The 18963-nt window shown below is 65.1% G+C and carries 14 protein-coding genes, 2 tRNA genes and 1 pseudogene; all 17 read right to left on the bottom strand.

What is annotated here, in order from left to right:
- Positions 1-148: 148 nt before the first annotated feature.
- Complete coding sequence (locus BM004_RS00085) at positions 149-370, bottom strand: hypothetical protein (protein WP_093210497.1); 222 nt, start codon at positions 368-370, stop codon at positions 149-151.
- 183 nt (positions 371-553) lie between these two features.
- Positions 554-629: transfer RNA gene (locus BM004_RS00080), tRNA-Phe, on the bottom strand.
- Positions 630-653: 24 nt separating this feature from the next.
- Positions 654-1355: a response regulator gene (locus BM004_RS00075; RefSeq protein WP_093126705.1), complete on the bottom strand. Its 702-nt coding sequence runs from the start codon at positions 1353-1355 to the stop codon at positions 654-656.
- A gap of 89 nt (positions 1356-1444) precedes the next feature.
- Positions 1445-3775 (bottom strand): sensor histidine kinase, encoded by a 2331-nt coding sequence (locus tag BM004_RS00070; protein WP_093126708.1) that lies wholly within the window; start codon positions 3773-3775, stop codon positions 1445-1447.
- Complete coding sequence (locus tag BM004_RS00065) at positions 3772-4338, bottom strand: DUF4390 domain-containing protein (protein WP_177206375.1); 567 nt, start codon at positions 4336-4338, stop codon at positions 3772-3774. Before BM004_RS00065 ends, BM004_RS00070 begins: the two co-directional genes overlap by 4 nt.
- Before the next feature lie 52 nt (positions 4339-4390).
- Positions 4391-5770 carry a 16S rRNA (cytosine(967)-C(5))-methyltransferase RsmB gene (gene rsmB / locus BM004_RS00060; RefSeq protein ID WP_093210495.1) on the bottom strand — a complete coding sequence of 460 codons (1380 nt, stop codon included), beginning with the start codon at positions 5768-5770 and terminating at the stop codon, positions 4391-4393.
- Positions 5771-5847: 77 nt separating this feature from the next.
- Positions 5848-6474 (bottom strand): LemA family protein, encoded by a 627-nt coding sequence (locus BM004_RS00055; protein ID WP_093210493.1) that lies wholly within the window; start codon positions 6472-6474, stop codon positions 5848-5850.
- Between the two features lie 98 nt (positions 6475-6572).
- A complete protein-coding gene (gene rpoC / locus BM004_RS00050) occupies positions 6573-10808 on the bottom strand; it encodes a DNA-directed RNA polymerase subunit beta' (protein WP_093126719.1) in 4236 nt (1411 codons plus the stop codon).
- Positions 10809-10827: 19 nt separating this feature from the next.
- Positions 10828-14952: a DNA-directed RNA polymerase subunit beta gene (rpoB, locus tag BM004_RS00045; protein WP_093126721.1), complete on the bottom strand. Its 4125-nt coding sequence runs from the start codon at positions 14950-14952 to the stop codon at positions 10828-10830.
- A gap of 252 nt (positions 14953-15204) precedes the next feature.
- Complete coding sequence (gene rplL, locus BM004_RS00040; RefSeq protein WP_093126724.1) at positions 15205-15582, bottom strand: 50S ribosomal protein L7/L12; 378 nt, start codon at positions 15580-15582, stop codon at positions 15205-15207.
- Positions 15583-15624: 42 nt separating this feature from the next.
- On the bottom strand, positions 15625-16161 hold the full coding sequence (gene rplJ / locus BM004_RS00035; RefSeq protein WP_056512894.1) for a 50S ribosomal protein L10: 537 nt from the start codon (positions 16159-16161) through the stop codon (positions 15625-15627).
- 244 nt (positions 16162-16405) lie between these two features.
- Complete coding sequence (rplA, locus tag BM004_RS00030) at positions 16406-17104, bottom strand: 50S ribosomal protein L1 (protein ID WP_093126727.1); 699 nt, start codon at positions 17102-17104, stop codon at positions 16406-16408.
- Positions 17105-17536, bottom strand: a complete 432-nt coding sequence (gene rplK, locus BM004_RS00025; RefSeq protein ID WP_056584627.1) for a 50S ribosomal protein L11 — start codon at positions 17534-17536, stop codon at positions 17105-17107.
- 137 nt (positions 17537-17673) lie between these two features.
- Complete coding sequence (gene nusG / locus BM004_RS00020) at positions 17674-18285, bottom strand: transcription termination/antitermination protein NusG (protein ID WP_081269556.1); 612 nt, start codon at positions 18283-18285, stop codon at positions 17674-17676.
- Entirely contained in the window at positions 18286-18669 is a 384-nt protein-coding gene (gene secE, locus BM004_RS00015) for a preprotein translocase subunit SecE (RefSeq protein WP_093126729.1), read from the bottom strand.
- 103 nt (positions 18670-18772) lie between these two features.
- Positions 18773-18848 (bottom strand) — tRNA-Trp (locus tag BM004_RS00010).
- Between the two features lie 21 nt (positions 18849-18869).
- Positions 18870-18963: pseudogene (locus BM004_RS00005) on the bottom strand (elongation factor Tu); the annotation flags it as partial.

Here is an 18963-nt window from a genome sequence, read left to right as displayed (position 1 = left end):
GGGCTCTGTGCGGGTGTCATCTATGCGAATGCACGGAGTCTTCGGTGCGCGGCGCTGCCGCACCGCCATCCGCCGGCGACGACGGGTGCAGGACATTTGCCATAGCGGCAGTCGCCGGTGGGGCCGCGGCGGAACCGGGCAGGCCGGCTTACGCGCCCGGCGCCGGGTCGGCGTCGAGGTAGATCAGTTCCGTCGGATGGATCGGCACACCGTAGCGCGAGCCCTCGAACTTGACCCGCACGCAGTCGCCGCTGGAACGCGTGATGACGCCGATCTTTCCCTGGTACGACACACGTGCGCGAAACTTGGCGGGCACGCCGTGCTCCACGCTGAGGTATTCGAGGGCGGGTCGGAACAAGGGGGCCGGCATGGCGGGGTGGCGTCGATCTCGGTGAAAGACCGGCTCCAATGCCGGGCAGCCTGCGATGCTAGCCAGCGCCTGCTGCGGGCGTAAGTGACGAAAGTCATGGGTCGCGCGCGGGGGGCGCGGTTGGCTGAAGCGGCGCCACAAGCGAAAAGCCCCTGACTCTTTTCAGAATCAGGGGCTTTGATTTGGTGGCCTGGGGCGGAATCGAACCACCGACACGCGGATTTTCAATCCGCTGCTCTACCAACTGAGCTACCGGGCCATTGCAATTGTGTGCAGCCTCGAATTATACAGCGCTTCTGCGTCCTCGGGAAAGATCCACACCAAGTTGTTTGAGTTTTCTGTAGAGATGGGTCCGCTCGAGGCCGGTTTTCTCGGCCACGCGCGTCATCGAACCGTTCTCCATCGCCAGGTGGAACTCGAAGTAAGCCTTCTCGAAACCGTCGCGCGCATCGCGCAGCGGGCGGTCGAGGTCGAAGCTCTGGGTCGATTGCGGGCCGGTCTCGGCCACGGGCACGGACGCCAGCGATGCCATCAGCAGGCTGTCGCCCGTGGTGGTGATCGCCGCGGCCTGCGTGCCGGTGACGGGCGCGGGCACCACGCCAGCGGCGGCGCGGCGTGCGCTCTCGCGTGCCAGGCCCTGCTCCACCGCCTTGAGCAGCTTCTGCATGGTGATCGGCTTCTCGAGGAAGGCGAAGGCGCCGATGCGCGTCGCGTCGACCGCGGTGTCGATGGTGGCGTGGCCGCTCATCATGATCACCGGCATGCTCAGCAGGCCCGAGGTGGACCACTCCTTGAGCAGCGTGACGCCGTCGGTGTCCGGCATCCAGATGTCGAGCAGCACGAGGTCGGGCCGTGCACGCTGGCGCGCAGCGCGTGCTTCGGCGGCGTTTTCCGCGAGCTCCACGTTGTGGCCTTCGTCATTGAGAATTTCGAAGAGCAGGTCCCGGATGCCCAGCTCGTCATCGACCACGAGAATGTTTGCCATGAGTGCTGCTTATTGTGTGCGCTGGTGTCTGCAAGATGTGTTGAGGTCCGCCGGCCGATCCGTCGCCTGTGCGACGGAATCGCGTGTGCTCAGGCGGCAGAAGACTTCGAATCTTCGGTGTGAGCGACCGCTGCCCGCGGCTCGCTTGCCAGCGCGAATGATAGCGAGACTTGCGCCCCTGCTACAGCCCCGTCCACCACGCGGTTCGAAAGCTCGATGCGCGCACCGTGTTCATCGGCAATTTTCTTGACCACCGCAAGGCCCAAACCGGTACCTTTTGTTTTCGTGGTGACGTACGGCTCGAACGCGCGCTTCAGGATGTTGTCGGCAAAGCCGGGGCCGCTGTCCTGCACCGTCAGGCGCACGCGCTGGCCCGAATCGCCGAGCCGCGTGCGAATGACCACCTCGCCCATCTTGCCGGTGACGACGGCGGCCGCCTCTGCGGCGTCCTGGGCGTTTTGCAACAGGTTGTGTATGACCTGGCGGATCTGCTGCGCGTCGCCGCGAACCGGCGGGCAGCGCTCGTCGAGTTCGGAGCGCAGCGTGATGGGCAGGTTCTCCACGTGATAGAGCTGGAGCACGTCGGTCAGCAATGCGTTCAGGTCGACCGGCTTCAGGTCGGCCGCGGGCAGCCGCGCGTAGTCGCGGAATTCGTTCACCAGCCGCTTCATCGCATCGACCTGGTCGACGATGGTCTTCACCGACTTCACCAGGATGGCCTGCTCCGGAGGCGGCACCTTGCCCGAGAGCTTCATCTCGAGCCGCTCGGCCGACAGCTGGATGGGCGTGAGCGGGTTCTTGATCTCGTGCGCCAGGCGGCGCGCCACCTCGCCCCAGGCCTGTGCGCGCTGGGCCGAGACGATTTCCGAGATGTCGTCGAACACCAGCAGCCGCGCGGCACCGGGCAGCTCGGCGCCGCGCGCCACGATGTTGATGGCGCTGTCCTGCTGCGGCAGGTCGTTGCCCGAGGCGTGAAGCTCGAAGGCGTGCTGCCAGTGGTCCAGGCCGTGCTGCATGCGCTCGACGAGGAAGTCGTCGAACTGCTGCTGCACCCTGGCGCCGAAGTCGGCCAGGCCCGGCACGTCGGCCAGCGCCTGCCCTTCGTAGGCGGCCATCGGCGCGCGCAGCACGCGCGTGGCGCCGGGGTTGGTCGACAGCACGATGCCCTTGGCGTCGAGCACGATCACACCCGACGTGAGGTTGTCCAGGATGGTCTGCAGGTTGGCGCGCGCGGCGTCGAGCTGGCCCATGGTCTTCTCGACCGCGCCGCGGGCGTCGGCCAGTTGCTGCGTCATGACGGCGAACGAGCGCGTGAGGCCGCCCAGCTCGTCCTTGCCCTGCAATACGGCGGTGGGCCGCAGGTCGCCGGCGGCCACCTGGCGCACGCCGTCGGCCAGCACGAGCAGCGGCCGCGCCAGCTGGTTGCCGAACAGCACGGCCAGCAGCACCGCGCCGAACACGGCGAGGAACAGGCTCAGCGTGAGCGTGCCGATGTACATGCGGCGCAGGCCCTCGCGCGCCAGCGCCCGCTCCTGGTATTCGCGGTTGGCCTCCTGCACCGCGAGCGCGTTGGCCACCACGGCCGGTGGCAACGCCCGCGTGACCTGCAGGTAGCGCGGCGCGGTGTCGAAGTCGAAGCCGGGGCGCTGCACCATGGCCAGCGCGCGCACGCTCGCCACCGGCGGGGTCGCGCCCGGCGCGACGGTTTCGTCCAGCCCCTCGACGTGCGCCACGGCACGCTCGGGGCGAACCTGGCGGAACTGCTGCGCGGTCGGCCGGTCGGGGTTGAGCTGGAAGCGCGAGGCACCGGCGCTGGCCACCAGTTGCCCGCTGCCGGTCCAGAGCACCACGTCGCTGGCCTCGAGCTGGTCGCGGATGCGCTCGAGCATCAGGCCCGCGCTGGCATCGGACACCTGCGCGAGCTGCGAACTGGCGCTGCGCGTCTTCACCGCGAGGTCGTCGGTCAGCGAATCGAGCGTGGCGCGCCCGAGGTTCAGGCCGGCGTCGAGCGCGCCCTCGACCTTGACGTCGAACCAGCTCTCGATCGAGCGCGCCACGAACTGGTAGGACACCACGTAGACCAACGCCCCGGGCACCACGCCCACCAGCGCGAAGATGGCCGCCAGCTTGATCAGCAGGCGGCTGCCGAACTTGCCCTGCCGCAGGCGCCGCAGCAGGCGGAAGGCGACCCAGCCGATCACCAGCACCAGCAGCACCGCCACCACCACGTTGATGCCGAACAGGCGCACGTAGTAGCGCTCGTACAGCGCGCGGTTGTTGGTGGCCTGCGCGAGCAGGAACATCAGCACCAGGCCGATGGCCGTGACCAGTGCCGCGCCGACGCCGACGGCCCAGCGCGTGGCCCGCGCGCGGCGTGCGGCCGGCGTGGCCGCTGCGCCGCTGCGCCCGGAAGTGCTCACTTCTGCTTCTCCACAGTGAGCTTGGCCGAGCGCTCGGCGGCAATGTTCCAGTCGTTCTGCCCGACCACGCCGATCTGGAAGGGGCGCGGCAGCTGCGAGGTGTCGAGCCGGAAGCGGAAGGTGACCTGCTGCTGCGGGTCGTCGCCGATCTCGGCCGCGTCGCCGAGCCGCAGGCGGCCGACGCGCTTGATGGCGTCGAGCGCGTCGCTCAGGGTGTCGAAATTCTGGTTCAGCGAAATGCCCAGGCCGGCCGCGCCGGTCATGGGCGCCGCCGACACGTTGAGCCGCCAGCGCCGCGTGAGCGGCTGGTAGGCCAGGCGCATGTGGCGCGTGACCTGGGCGACCTTGCGGTCGGTCCAGTACCAGCGCTCCTGGAACACCTCGGCCTCGGCCACGAAATAGATGGCGATGCCCTTGTCGAGCACCTCCTCGACCAGCGAGGGCAGATCGAACTGCACGGCGGCGCTGAAATAGACGCCGTCGTCGGCCTGCTCGAGGCGCATCTGGGTGATCGACGCGCCACTGCGGCCCTGGGCCACCGCCGGAGCCGGCAGCCAGGCCATCCACATCACCCATACCCACAGCAGCACGGCCAGCAGGGCCGGCCGGCGGCGATCAGTGCGGGCGCTTTTCGAGCAGGGCGTAGAAGAAACCGTCGTGGTCACCAGAGGGATTGTCCGGGACGCTGCGGCCATTCGACCCGCTTTGGGGCAGCAAATGGCCTGGCGACGGCAGCAAACGTGCGTCGGTGTTGTGTACAAGAAACGCATCAATTTGTTGCGAACCCTCTTCGCGAAACACGGAGCAGGTGCAGTAGAGAAGGCGTCCGCCCGGCCGCACCAGCGGCCACAAGGCGGCCAGCAATGCGGCCTGCTGGGCAGCCAGTTGCGCGGTGTCGCTCTCGCGGCGCAGCCAGCGGACGTCGGGATGGCGGCGCACGATGCCCGATGCGGTGCACGGTGCGTCGAGCAGGATGGCGTCGAACGGCGTGCCGTCCCACCACTGGGCGGGGCGCGAGGCGTCGGCCACCACCACCTTGGCCGGCAGGCCGATGCGCGCCAGCGTGTCGTCGATGCGGCGGGCGCGCACGGCGTCGACCTCCAGCGCAATCACGTCGACAGCCTCGGGGCCAGCCAGCTCGAGCAGGTGCGCGGTCTTGCCGCCGGGCGCGGCGCAGGCGTCGAGCACGCGCAGCGGCGCGGCGCCGGGCGCGAGCGGCAGCAGGCGGTCGAGCAGCAGCGGCGCGGCCATTTGCGCGGCAGCGTCCTGCACCGAACTGGCGCCTTCGGCAAAACCGGGCAGTTGCTGCACCGGCCGGGCGCGCGCCAGTTGCAGGCCGGCGGGGCCGACGCGGGTGGCCGCGAAGCCGGCAGCCTCCAGCTCCACCAGGTACGAGGCCGCGGTCGACTTGCGGGCGTTGACGCGCAGCGTCATCGGCGCCTGCGCGTTGTCGGCGCCCAGCACCCGCTGCCACTCGCGCGGATGGTCGCGCTTGAGGCGCTCGATCCACCAGCGCGGGTGATTCCACTGCGCAACGGGTTCGGTGTCGGTGGCGGCCACCAGCTCGTCGCGCTCGCGCAGGAAGCGCCGCAGGCAGGCGTTGATGAAGCTGGCCTGCGCCCGCGTGGCGGGGTTGCGCTTGGCGGCCTCGACCGCCTGGTCGACCAGCGTGAAGGGCTCGTAGGGGGCGCGCTCGCCGTCCCACGCCAGCGCCAGCGCGGTGCACAGCAAGGCGTCGGGCAGCGGCGGCGGCGTGCGCTTGGCCAGGTGGCGGCGCAGCGCCTCGGCGCGGCCGAGCCAGCGCAGCACCTGGAAGCCGAGCGCCTGCACGCCGGGGCGCATCGCAGGCTCGACCGCCTCGAACGCCACCGAGCCGGAGGTACCGGCGCGGATCGACGCCAGCGCCACCGCGGTCAGTTGCAGTTGGCGCCAGAGCGGAGGTTGCTGCGCCGGGGCGCCGCTGCTGCTCGAAGAATCGGAATGTAGTTCTGACAAGTTGGGGCGATGGTAACGGGCGCCCCAAAAGCCGGACGCCTCGCAATGGAAAGAAAAGACCGGGCCGGGTGCCCCGTTCAGAGCAGCGGCGCGGCCGGACGCAGACGCACGGCCCATGCCACCAGCAGCGCCGGGAACTGTGCGATCGCGGCGTTGTAGTGCCCCACCGCCTGGTTGAACTGGTTGCGCGCGATTTCCGCGGCCGCCGAGGGTTCGGGCCACGCGATCGGTTCGATCGCGGCCGGCACGCCGCTCATACCGTTCATACCGCTCACGCCAGCCGGCATCAGCTGCGCGGGCCGCGACAGTGTGCCGTCGGCGTCGAACACCGTCACGTCGTCGGGGTGCTGGCGCCGCCATGCATTGATCCACACCTGCAGCGCGGTGGCCAGCGCCGCCATCACGCCGGCGTCCAGCGGGCGCGTGCGCGTGGCGCCCAGCAAGGTCGACAGCTGCGTGGTCGCGGCCTGCAGCGGCGCGATGGTCGACAGCGACTCGCCCGTCGGCGCGACCTCCGGCGGCGGGCCGGTGGTGATGCTGGTCTGCACGAAATCCAATTGCCTGGCCAAGGCCGCATCGAGCGCGCCGTAGGCCTGCAGGACGGCGGCGCGCAAACGCACCAGCCGGTTGTAGGCGCCGACAAACCAGAACAGCAGCACCGCGATCACGATCCAGCTGGCCAGCGATTCGGGCAACAGACTCATCGACAACAAGGCCTCATGGAAAACACAAAGAAAAACGCCCCCCAACCGGGAGCGGTCGGGGGGCGTGTGTACCGGTCATGGCCGGTGATGCTAACCAGTTATTCGGTTGCGGCGCCTTCGCTGGCGTCCACCGTGGCTGCTGCATCGCTGCTGTCGCTGGAGGCTGCCATTTCGGCGGCTTCCGACTCGGCAATGGCGCGGCGCTCGGCTTCATCCATGGCGTCCTTGACCTTGCGTGCCTGGTGGTACGCCATGCCGGTGCCTGCGGGAATCAGGCGGCCGACGATCACGTTTTCCTTCAGACCGCGCAGCTCGTCGCGCTTGCCCATGATCGCGGCTTCGGTCAGCACGCGCGTCGTTTCCTGGAACGAAGCAGCCGAGATGAACGAGTCGGTCGACAGCGACGCCTTCGTGATACCCAGCAGCAGGTTGGTGAACGTCGCGGGGATCTTGCCTTCGGCGCGCAGGGCGTCGTTGGTGTTGAGCATTTCGCTGCGTTCGACCTGTTCGCCGGAGATGTAGTTCGTCTCGCCGATGTTGTCGACCACGACGCGGCGCAGCATCTGGCGAACGATCACCTCGATGTGCTTGTCGTTGATCTTCACACCCTGCAAGCGGTACACGTCCTGCACTTCGTCCACGATGTAGCGCGCGAGTTCTTCCGAACCCAGCAGGCGCAGGATGTCCTGCGGGTCCGCCGGACCATCGACCACGCTTTCGCCCTTGTTCACCACCTGGCCTTCGTGCACCAGGATGTTCTTTTCCTTCGGCACGAGGTCTTCGTAGACGCCGCCTTCGGGATCGGTGATCTGCAGGCGGATCTTGCCCTTGGTCTCCTTACCGAACGACACGGTACCGGTCATTTCGGCCAGCATGCCCTTGTCCTTCGGCGAACGGGCTTCGAACAGCTCGGCCACACGCGGCAGACCGCCGGTAATGTCGCGGGTCTTCTGGCCTTCGACCGGAATACGCGCCAGCACTTCGCCGGGGCCCACGTCCTGGCCGTCGCGGATCTGCACCAGCGAGCCAATGGGGAAGCCGATCGTCACCGAGTGGTCGGTGCCGGGGATCTTCACTTCCTGGCCTTGCGCGTCGATCAGCTTGACCTGCGGGCGAACGACCTTGGCAGCGCCGCGGCGCTTCGGGTCGATCACCACCAGGGTCGACAGACCGGTCACTTCGTCCACCTGCTTCGCAACCGTGAGGCCTTCCTCGACGTTTTCGAACTGCGTCTTGCCGGCGAACTCGGTAATGATCGGTCGGGTCAGCGGATCCCAGTTGGCAAGCACGTGGCCGGCCTTGATCTGCTGGTCGGCCTTGACGGCCAGGATCGCGCCGTACGGCACCTTGTGACGTTCGCGCTCACGGCCGTGCTCGTCATGAATGACGATCTCGCCCGAACGCGAAATCACGACCAGCTCGCCCTTGCTGTTGGTCACGTAGCGCATCGTGGCGTTGAAGCCGATCGAACCGTTCGACTTGGCTTCCACGCTCGAGGCGATGGCAGCGCGCGAAGCGGCACCACCGATGTGGAACGTACGCATCGTCAGCTGCGTGCCGGGTTCGCCGATGGACTGGGCGGCGATCACACCGACGGCTTCGCCGATGTTGATCAGGCCGCCGCGGCCCAGGTCGCGACCGTAGCAGGTGGCGCAGATGCCGAAACGGGTTTCGCAGGTCAGCGCGGTGCGGACCTTGACCTCGTCGACGCCTTGCGCTTCCAGCACTTCGATGTTGTCTTCGTCGAACATCGAGCCGGCCTTCAGCAGCACCGAGCGGTTTTCCGGGTGCAGCACGTCGTCCGCAGCCGAGCGGCCGAGGATACGGTCGCGCAGCGACTCGATCACTTCACCGCCTTCGACGATCGCGCGCATCAGGTAGCCGCCGTGCGTGCCGCAGTCCTGCTCGGTCACCACCAGGTCTTGCGTCACGTCGACCAGACGACGGGTCAGGTAGCCCGAGTTCGCCGTCTTCAGTGCCGTGTCGGCCAGACCCTTACGGGCACCGTGGGTGGAGATGAAGTACTCCAGCACGTTCAGGCCTTCGCGGAAGTTCGCGGTAATGGGCGTCTCGATGATCGAGCCGTCCGGCTTGGCCATCAGGCCCCGCATACCGGCCACCTGGCGAATCTGGGCCGCGGAACCGCGGGCGCCGGAGTCGGCCATCATGTAGATCGAGTTGAAGGACTCCTGCTCGACTTCCTTGCCGTGACGGTCGATGACCTTCTGCTTGGAGAGCTTGGCCATCATCACCTTCGACACTTCGTCGCCGGCCTTGCCCCAGATGTCCACCACCTTGTTGTAGCGTTCGCCGGAGGTCACCAGACCGGACACGTACTGCTGCTCGATCTCCTTCACTTCCTTGGCGGAGCGCTCGATGATGCCGTGCTTCTCGGCGGGCACCAGCATGTCGTCGATGGCGATCGAGATACCGGCCTTGGTCGCCAGACGGAAGCCGTTTTGCAGCAGCTTGTCGGCGAACACGACGGTCTCTTTCAGGCCGCACTTGCGGAACGAGACGTTGATGAGCTTGGAGATTTCCTTCTTCTTCAGCGCCTTGTTGATGTTCGAGAACGGCAGGCCCTTCGGCAGGATCTCGGACAGCAGGGCACGGCCCACGGTGGTGTCCACGAGCGAGGTCGACGGCGTGAACACGCCGGTTTCCTTGTCCTTGGTGTACTCCGTGATACGCACTGCCACCTTGGCGGTGAGTTCGACTTCGTTGGCGTCCAGCGCGCGCTGCACTTCACCGATGTCGGAGAAGATCAGGCCCTCGCCCTTGCCGTTGATGCGGTCGCGGGTCGTGTAGTACAGACCCAGCACCACGTCCTGCGAAGGAACGATCGACGGTTCGCCCGACGCCGGGAACAGCACGTTGTTGGAGGCCAGCATCAGCGTGCGGGCTTCCATTTGCGCTTCCACCGACAGCGGCACGTGAACGGCCATCTGGTCGCCGTCGAAGTCGGCGTTGAATGCCGCGCAGACGAGCGGGTGCAGCTGGATGGCCTTGCCTTCGATCAGGATCGGTTCGAAGGCCTGGATGCCCAGACGGTGCAGCGTCGGAGCGCGGTTCAGCATGACCGGGTGCTCCTTGATGACCTCTTCCAGGATGTCCCAGACCACCGGCGTGCCCGATTCGACTTCCTTCTTGGCAGCCTTGATCGTCGTCGCGATGCCCATGGCTTCGAGGCGCGAGAAGATGAAGGGCTTGAACAGCTCGAGCGCCATCAGCTTCGGCAGGCCGCACTGGTGCAGCTTGAGCGTCGGGCCCACCACGATGACCGAACGGCCCGAGTAGTCGACGCGCTTGCCCAGCAGATTCTGGCGGAAGCGGCCGCTCTTGCCCTTGATCATGTCGGCCAGCGACTTCAGCGCGCGCTTGTTGGCGCCCGTCATGGCCTTGCCACGGCGGCCGTTGTCCAGCAGCGAGTCGACGGCTTCCTGCAGCATCCGCTTTTCGTTGCGCGCGATGATTTCCGGAGCCTTCAGCTCCAGCAGGCGGCGCAGACGCGAATTGCGGTTGATGACGCGGCGGTACAGGTCGTTCAGGTCGGAGGTCGCGAAGCGGCCGCCGTCCAGCGGCACCAGCGGACGCAGGTCCGGCGGCAGCACGGGCAGCACGTCCAGCACCATCCAGCCGGGCTTGATGCCCGACTTGCGGAAGGCTTCCAGCACCTTCAGGCGCTTGGAGTTCTTCTTGACCTTGACTTCGGAGCCGGTCAGGTCGCCGCGCAGGCGTTCGATCTCGCTGTCGAGCTCGATGCCTTCCAGCAGGTCCTTGATGCCTTCGGCGCCCATCTTGGCGACGAACTCGTCACCGTATTCCTTGCGCTTCGCGTCGTAGTCGTCCTCGGACATGATGCCGAACTTCTTCAGCGGGGTCATGCCGGGATCGGTGATCACGTAGGCTTCGAAGTACAGCACGCGTTCGATGTCGCGCAGCGTCATGTCGAGCACGAGGCCCAGGCGCGACGGCAGCGACTTCAGGAACCAGATGTGGGCGCAGGGCGCGGCCAGGTCGATGTGACCCATGCGCTCGCGACGCACCTTGGTCTGCGTGACTTCAACGCCGCACTTCTCGCAGATCACGCCGCGGTGCTTCAGGCGCTTGTACTTGCCGCACAGGCACTCGTAGTCCTTGATGGGGCCGAAGATCTTCGCGCAGAACAGGCCGTCGCGCTCGGGCTTGAACGTGCGGTAGTTGATCGTCTCCGGCTTCTTCACTTCGCCGAAAGACCACGAGCGGATCTTCTCGGGCGACGCCATGCCGATCTTGATGGCATCGAAATGCTCATCGGGCGTGAATTGCTTGAACAGGTCGAGTAATGACTTCATGTGACTCTTTCCTTGTCGCTTAAGAACGTTCGAGTTCGATGTCCAGGCCCAGGGAACGGATTTCCTTGACCAGCACATTGAACGATTCCGGCATGCCGGCTTCGATGGAGTGTTCGCCCTTGACGATGCTCTCGTACACCTTGGTACGGCCTTGCACGTCGTCGGACTTCACCGTCAGCATTTCCTGCAGGACGTAGGCGGCGCCGTAAGCTTCCAGCGCCCACACTTCCATTTCCCCGAAACGCTGGCCGCCGAACTGCGCCTTGCCGCCCAGCGGTTGCTGCGTGACCAACGAGTACGGACCGGTCGAGCGTGCGTGCATCTTGTCGTCGACCAAGTGGTGCAGCTTCAAGAAGTGCATGTAGCCGACGGTGACGGGACGATCGAACTGGTCGCCGGTGCGGCCGTCGTACAGATACGCCTGGGTGCGCGTGTCGGTCAGGCCCTTGAGCTTGGCGATGTCGTCCGGGTAGGCGAGCTTGAGCATGCCGCGGATTTCTTCTTCCGATGCGCCGTCGAACACAGGCGTCGCGAAGGTCGCGCCGTTCTGCAGGTTCGCCGCCATCTCGAGCAGTTCGGTGTCGCTCAGCGAGCCGATGTCTTCCTTGCGGCCCGAGCCGTTGTACAGCTGCTCCATGAACTTGCGCAGTTCGGCCACCTTGGCCTCTTGCTGCAGCATGTCGCCGATGCGCTGGCCGATGCCCTTGCCGGCCCAGCCCAGGTGCACTTCGAGCACCTGGCCCACGTTCATCCGCGAAGGCACGCCCAGCGGATTCAGGCAGATGTCGCACGGCGTGCCGTCGGCCATGTGGGGCATGTCTTCGACCGGAACGATCTTGGACACCACACCCTTGTTGCCGTGACGGCCGGCCATCTTGTCGCCGGGTTGCAGGCGGCGCTTGACGGCCAGGTAGACCTTGACCATCTTGAGCACGCCCGCGGGCAGCTCGTCGCCCTGCGTGAGCTTCTTGCGCTTTTCTTCGAACGCGAGGTCGAAGCTGTGACGCGTCTGCTCCAGCGAGTTCTTGATCGACTCGAGCTGCGTGGCCACTTCGTCTTCCGCCGGGCGGATGTCGAACCAGTGGAACTTCTCGACCGACGACAGGTAGGCCTTGTCGAGCTTGGTGCCCTTGGCCAGCTTGTTCGGGCCGCCGTTGGCGACCTTGCCGGTCAGCAGCTTCTCGATACGGTCGAACGCGTCGGCTTCGACGATGCGCAGCTGGTCGTTCAGGTCGAGGCGGAAGCGCTTGAGTTCGTCGTCGATGATCTGCTGGGCGCGCTTGTCGCGCGTGATGCCTTCACGGGTGAAGACCTGCACGTCGATCACGGTGCCCTGCGAACCCTGGTCCACACGCAGCGAGGTGTCCTTCACGTCGGAAGCCTTCTCGCCGAAGATGGCGCGAAGCAGCTTCTCTTCAGGCGTCAGCGTGGTCTCGCCCTTCGGCGTGACCTTGCCCACCAGCGTGTCGCCCGGCTGCACTTCGGCGCCGACATAGATGATGCCGGATTCGTCGAGGCGATTGAGCTGCTGCTCGGCCAGGTTCGGGATGTCGCGCGTGATTTCTTCGGCGCCCAGCTTGGTGTCGCGGGCCATCACCACCAGTTCCTCGATGTGGATCGAGGTGTAGCGGTCTTCGGCGACGACGCGTTCGGAGATCAGGATCGAGTCTTCGAAGTTGTAGCCGTTCCAGGGCATGAACGCGATCAGCATGTTCTGGCCGAGGGCCAGTTCGCCGAGGTCGGTCGATGCGCCGTCGGCCACCACGTCGCCCTTGGCGATCTTGTCGCCGCGCTTGACGATGGGGCGCTGGTGGATGTTGGTGTTCTGGTTCGAACGCTGATACTTGATCAGGTTGTAGATGTCCACACCGACTTCACCGGCAGCCGCTTCGGCGTCGTTCACGCGCACCACGACACGGGTCGCGTCGACGTAGTCGACGATACCGCCGCGGGTGGCCGTGACCACGGTGCCCGAGTCGACCGCGGAAACGCGCTCGATACCGGTACCGACCATCGGCTTCTCGGGGCGCAGCACAGGCACGGCCTGACGCTGCATGTTGGCGCCCATCAGCGCGCGGTTCGCGTCATCGTGCTCCAGGAACGGCACGAGCGATGCGGCCACCGACACGATCTGCGCGGGCGACACGTCCATGTACTGGATGCGCTCGGCACCGACCAGGATCGATTCGCCGGCTTCACGCGCGGAAACCAGGTCGCCGGTCAGCACGCCGTCCTTGTCCAGGGCCGCGTTGGCCTGGGCGATGACGTACTTGCCTTCCTCGATGGCCGACAGGTAGTCGATGTCCATCGTGACCTTGCTGTCCACCACGCGACGGTACGGCGTCTCGATGAAGCCGTATTCGTTCAGGCGGGCGTACAGGGCCAGCGAGTTGATCAGACCGATGTTCGGGCCTTCAGGCGTTTCGATCGGGCACACGCGGCCGTAATGGGTCACGTGCACGTCGCGCACTTCGAAGCCTGCACGTTCGCGCGTCAGACCGCCCGGGCCAAGGGCCGACACGCGGCGCTTGTGGGTGATTTCGGACAGCGGGTTCGTCTGGTCCATGAACTGCGACAGCTGCGAGGCACCGAAGAATTCCTTCAGCGCGGCCGAGATCGGCTTGCTGTTGATCAGGTCGTGCGGCATCAGCGGCTCTTGCTCCGCTTGACCCAGACGTTCCTTCACGGCCTTCTCGATACGTGCCAGGCCGGTGCGGTACTGGTTTTCGGCCAGTTCGCCGACGCAACGCACGCGACGGTTGCCCAGGTGATCGATGTCGTCGACTTCGCCGTTGCCGTTGCGCAGATCCACGAGGATCTTGACCACGGCCAGGATGTCTTCGTTGGTCAGCACCATCGGCCCGGTCGATTCGTCGCGGCCGACCTTGGCGTTGAACTTCATGCGGCCCACGCGCGACAGGTCGTACGTGTCCGGGTTGTAGAACAGGCGCTGGAACAGGGCCTGCACCGCGTCTTCCGTCGGCGGCTCGCCGGGGCGCATCATGCGGTAGATGGCCACGCGCGCGGCGAATTCGTCCACCGTTTCGTCGATGCGCAGGGTCTGCGAGATGTACGCACCCTGGTCGAGTTCGTTGGTGTAGATCACCTGAACGTCTTGCACGCCGGCCGTGCGCAGCTTCTTCAGCAGCGCTTCGGTCAGCTCGTCGTTGGCCTTGGACAGGATTTCGCCGGAGTCGGCGTCGACGATGTTGCGGGCGATCACGCGGCCGACCAGGAAGTCTTCCGGCACGCTGATGTGCGTGGTGCCGCCCTGCTCGAGTTCACGCGTGTGGCGCGCGGTGACGCGCTTGTCCTTGGCGACCACGACCTTGCCCGACTTGTCGGTGATGTCGAAGCGCGCGACTTCGCCGCGCAGGCGCTCGGGAACGAATTCCATCTGCGCGCCGCTGTCCATCAGGCGGAAGTTGTCGTTCACGAAGAAGTTCGCGAGGATCGATTCCGGGTTCAGGCCGATGGCCTTCAGCAGGATCGTGACCGGCATCTTGCGGCGACGGTCCACGCGGAAGTACAGCATGTCCTTCGGGTCGAATTCGAAGTCGAGCCACGAACCGCGGTAAGGGATCACGCGGGCCGAGAACAGCAGCTTGCCCGAGCTGTGCGTCTTGCCCTTGTCGTGTTCGAAGAACACGCCCGGCGAACGGTGCAGCTGGGACACGATCACGCGTTCCGTGCCGTTGATGATGAACGAGCCCTTCTCGGTCATGAGCGGCACTTCGCCCATGTAGACCTCTTGCTCCTTCACTTCCTTGACCACCTTCGACTGCGACGTCGACGACTCGCGGTCATAGATGATGAGCTGAACCTTGGCGCGCACGGCCGAGGCGAAGGTCAGACCACGGGTCTGGCACTCACGCACGTCGAACGCCGGCTTCGCCAGGTTGTACTCGAGGAACTTCATCTCGACGAAACCGTTGTGCGAGACGATCGGGAAGGCAGCGTCGAACGCGGCCTGCAGGCCTTCGACGGTGCGTTGTTTGGGGGCGATGCCGGCTTGCAGGAACGCGGTGTACGCGTCTTTCTGCATCTGCAGCAGGTAGGGGATTTCAACGACGCTGTCGCGGTTACCGAAACTTTTTCGGATGCGCTTGCGTTCGGTGTAACTGTACGCGGACGATTGGGCCATGAGAGCTCCGGAGCTTGAGATCTTCAGCGACTTGTTCAGGTGCCTTGGCACCACTGCTCCTTGGCGGCTGGCCACTACCAGCCGTTGGCGGACGGCGATGCGTTGCACATCGCCCGAACCAAGGGGTCTTCTGCAGTCGGGGTCAGAAGACACTCAAAAGAAGCTGAAAGCCGGCCTCTTTTGGGTGCGCTCTGAAAGCGGCAAAGGCTGGAGGGCCTTTTCAGGCACCTCCAGCCCTCTAGGGGGTCTGAATTACTTCAGTTCCACCTTGGCGCCGGCTTCTTCCAGCTTTTTCTTTGCAGCTTCAGCGTCAGCCTTGGACAGGGCTTCCTTGACAGCCTTGGGAGCGGCTTCCACCAGGTCCTTGGCTTCCTTGAGGCCCAGGCCGGTGATTTCGCGCACGGCCTTGATGACCGACACCTTGTTCGCGCCGACATCGGTCAGCACGACGTTGAATTCGGTCTGTTCTTCCACTGCAGCAGCAGCGGCGCCACCACCAGCGCCGGCCGGAGCGGCCATTGCTGCGGCGCTCACGCCGAACTTCTCTTCGATGGCCTTGACCAGGTCGTTGAGTTCCAGGACCGTCATGCTGTCGAGCGCGGTCAGAAATGCGTCTTTATCGAATGCCATTTTTGTTTCCTAACAATTGGGTTGAATATTTCAAACGCAAGCTCAAGCGGCTTGCGCTTCTGCCGGTGCATCGGCGACGGGTGCAGCTTCGCCTTCGCCACGCTTCGCAGCCAGCGCCGCGAGAACGCGTGCCGTACGGGAAACGGGGGATTGCATCAAGCCCAGCAATTGGGACAGCAGCACTTCCTTCGAAGGGATGTTGGCCAGTTGCTTCACGCCATTGACGTCCAGGGCCTTGCCGCCAAACGCGCCACCGCGAATCACCAACTTGTCGTTGGTCTTCGCGAAGTCGGCCACCACCTTGGCGGCGGCCACTGCGTCTTCGGAAAAGCCGTAGATCAGCGGACCGGTCATCTGGTCACCGACGACTTCAAATGCGCTACCAGCCACAGCACGGCGTGCCAGCGTGTTCTTCAACACGCTGAGGGTCACGCCCTTGCTGCGAGCTTCGCTGCGCAGTTTGGTCATATCGGCTACCGAGATGCCACGGTATTCCGCCATCACGAGCGTTTGAGCTTTTGCGGCGAGGCTGGTCACATCACTGATGACCGCTTCTTTCTCACTGCGATTCAGACTCAAGGTCTACTCCTTTTAATGCGATCTTCGGCCGGGGCCTTGGATCGCGCTTCATGCAGCGACCAACTGTTTCGGAACAAAAACTGATTCCTTGCAGCGGGATCGCCATCTGCGCTGGATACCGGAAGGATCGATCCGGCGATTAAGTGCAGCGCCCTGCACACCAGCGGTCTTGGATGGCTCGCGGCAACCGAAGCTGCCGCGACCCACCACATTCGCCCCACCCTTTCGGGCAGAGCCAATCTCTTTAGCTCGCCGAGATGGTTTGCGTGTCCACGCGGACACCCAGACCCATGGTCGACGACACAGCGACCTTGCGCAGGAACACGCCCTTGCTGGTCGCCGGCTTGGCCTTGACCAGTGCATCGATCAGCGCAACGAGGTTGCCTTGCAGCTTGTCGTTGTCGAACGAACGACGGCCGATCGTGCCGTGGATGATGCCGGCCTTGTCGACGCGGAACTGGACCTGGCCAGCCTTGGCGTTCTTCACAGCCGTGGCGACGTCCGGGGTCACCGTGCCAACCTTGGGGTTGGGCATCAGGCCGCGCGGGCCGAGGATCTGACCCAGCGTACCGACGACGCGCATGGCGTCCGGTGCGGCGATCACGACGTCGAAAGGCATGTCGCCAGCCTTGACCATGGCAGCCAGGTCGTCCATGCCGACGATGTCGGCGCCGGCGGCCTTGGCTTCTTCAGCCTTGGCGCCTTGGGCGAACACGGCGACGCGCTTGGTCTTGCCGGTGCCGTTGGGCAGCACGACGGCGCCACGCACGACCTGGTCGGACTTCTTCGCGTCGATGCCGAGCTGCACGGCCACGTCGATCGATTCGTCGAACTTGGCGGTGGCCGCGTCCTTGACGATGACGATCGCGTCAACCAGCGGGTACAGCTTGTTGCTGTCGACCTTGCCTTGCAGCGACTTTTGCTTCTTGGTGATCTTGGACATTTACACGCCCTCCACATTCACGCCCATCGAGCGGGCCGAGCCGGCGATGGTACGAACTGCTGCGTCGAGGTCGGCGGCAGTCAGGTCCTTCATCTTGGCCTTGGCGATTTCTTCGAGCTGGGCGCGCGTGATCTTGCCGACCTTGTCGGTGTGCGGGCGGGCCGAGCCCTTGTCCAGCTTGATGGCCTTCTTGATCAAGGTGATCGCCGGGGGCGTCTTGATGATGAAGGTGAAGCTCTTGTCAGCGAACGCGGTGATGACCACCGGCAGCGGCAGACCCGGCTCGACGCCTTGGGTTTGCGCGTTGAACGCCTTGCAGAACTCCATGATGTTCAGACCGCGCTGACCGAGTGCGGGACCGATCGGGGGGGACGGGTTGGCCTTACCAGCTGGGACTTGCAGCTTGATGAAGCCGACGATTTTTTTCGCCATGCTTTGCTCCTTGCGGGTGATATCGCCTTGGCCTGTGGCCGAGGCTCCCCGGGGTTTAACGACTCTTCGAGATCAAGGCCGCGCGCCGAGTCGGACAACGCGCAGCCGAAAATGGTGCGGGCCTTGCGGCCCGGGGCTCAGGTCTTCTCGACCTGGCTGAATTCGAGTTCCACAGGTGTCGCGCGGCCGAAAATCATGACCGACACGCTGACCTTGCTCTTCTCGTAATTGACTTCTTCGACGGTGCCGTTGAAGTCGGTGAACGGGCCTTCCTTGACGCGCACGAATTCACCCACGGTGAACTCGACCTTGTGGCGCGGCTTCTCGGTGCCCTGCTGCATCTGGCTGACGATGTCCTCGACCTCTTTCTGCGAGATCGGGGCCGGACGGTTCTTGGCGCCGCCCACGAAACCCGTCACCTTGTTGGTGTGCTTCACCAGGTGCCAGCTCTCGTCGTCCATGATCATTTCGACCAGCACGTAGCCCGGGAAGAAGCGGCGCTCGGTGGTGCGCTTCTGGCCGTTCTTGATTTCGACCACTTCTTCGGTCGGAACCAGGATGCGGCCGAACTTGTCCTGCATGCCGGCGCGGTTGATGCGCTCGGTGATGTTGCGCTCGACAGCCTTTTCCATGCCCGAATAGGCATGGACCACGTACCAACGCAGATCAGGGTTGGCGGCGGGAGCCAGCACGGAGGTGTTTTCTTCCTCCGGCGTGCTTGGCGTGGTTTCAACTGCGTCGTCGGTCATTTATTTTCTCCAGCCCAGAATGAGGTCGAAAAACACCCATTCGAGCGTCTTGTCGGTGAGCCAGAGGAAGACGGACATGATCGCCACGAAGGCGAACACGTAGGCCGTCATTTGCATCGCTTCCTTGCGGGTCGGCCACACGACCTTCTTGACCTCGCGCCACGAGTCGCGGCCGAAGGCCCACAACTGGCGGCCATTCTCCGAACTGCCGAAAGCAGCCACTGCGGCGGCCAGGCCGACCAGCAGCGCAGCCCATTGCACCAGCGAGCCCTGGCGCGACAGCAGATAGAACGCCACGATGGCGCCCACTGCCAGCACAACGGCCGCGGCCAGTTTCGCCTTGTCGGCGCCGGTGCTCACGGTTTCGATTTGAGAAGTGGCCATGTTCGGCTGATTTCCTGTGGCCCTGAGGCCTTCAATTCAATGCGCCTTCTTCAGACGCCGAAGCCCGTCGGGACACGACGGGCTTTTCGGGGTGCCACCTAGGTGGCAGGGGCAGTAGGAATCGAACCTACAACCTTCGGTTTTGGAGACCGACGCTCTGCCAATTGAGCTATACCCCTCCGGTACTCTTTGCGCCCGACTTAGATGTCGAGGATCTTGGCCACGACGCCCGAACCCACGGTGCGGCCGCCTTCACGGATGGCGAAGCGCAGGCCTTCTTCCATCGCGATCGGG

The sequence above is a fragment of the Variovorax sp. OK212 genome (genome assembly GCF_900112425.1).
Lineage (GTDB): Bacteria > Pseudomonadota > Gammaproteobacteria > Burkholderiales > Burkholderiaceae_C > Variovorax.
This window is presented reverse-complemented; position numbering and strand designations above follow the sequence as displayed.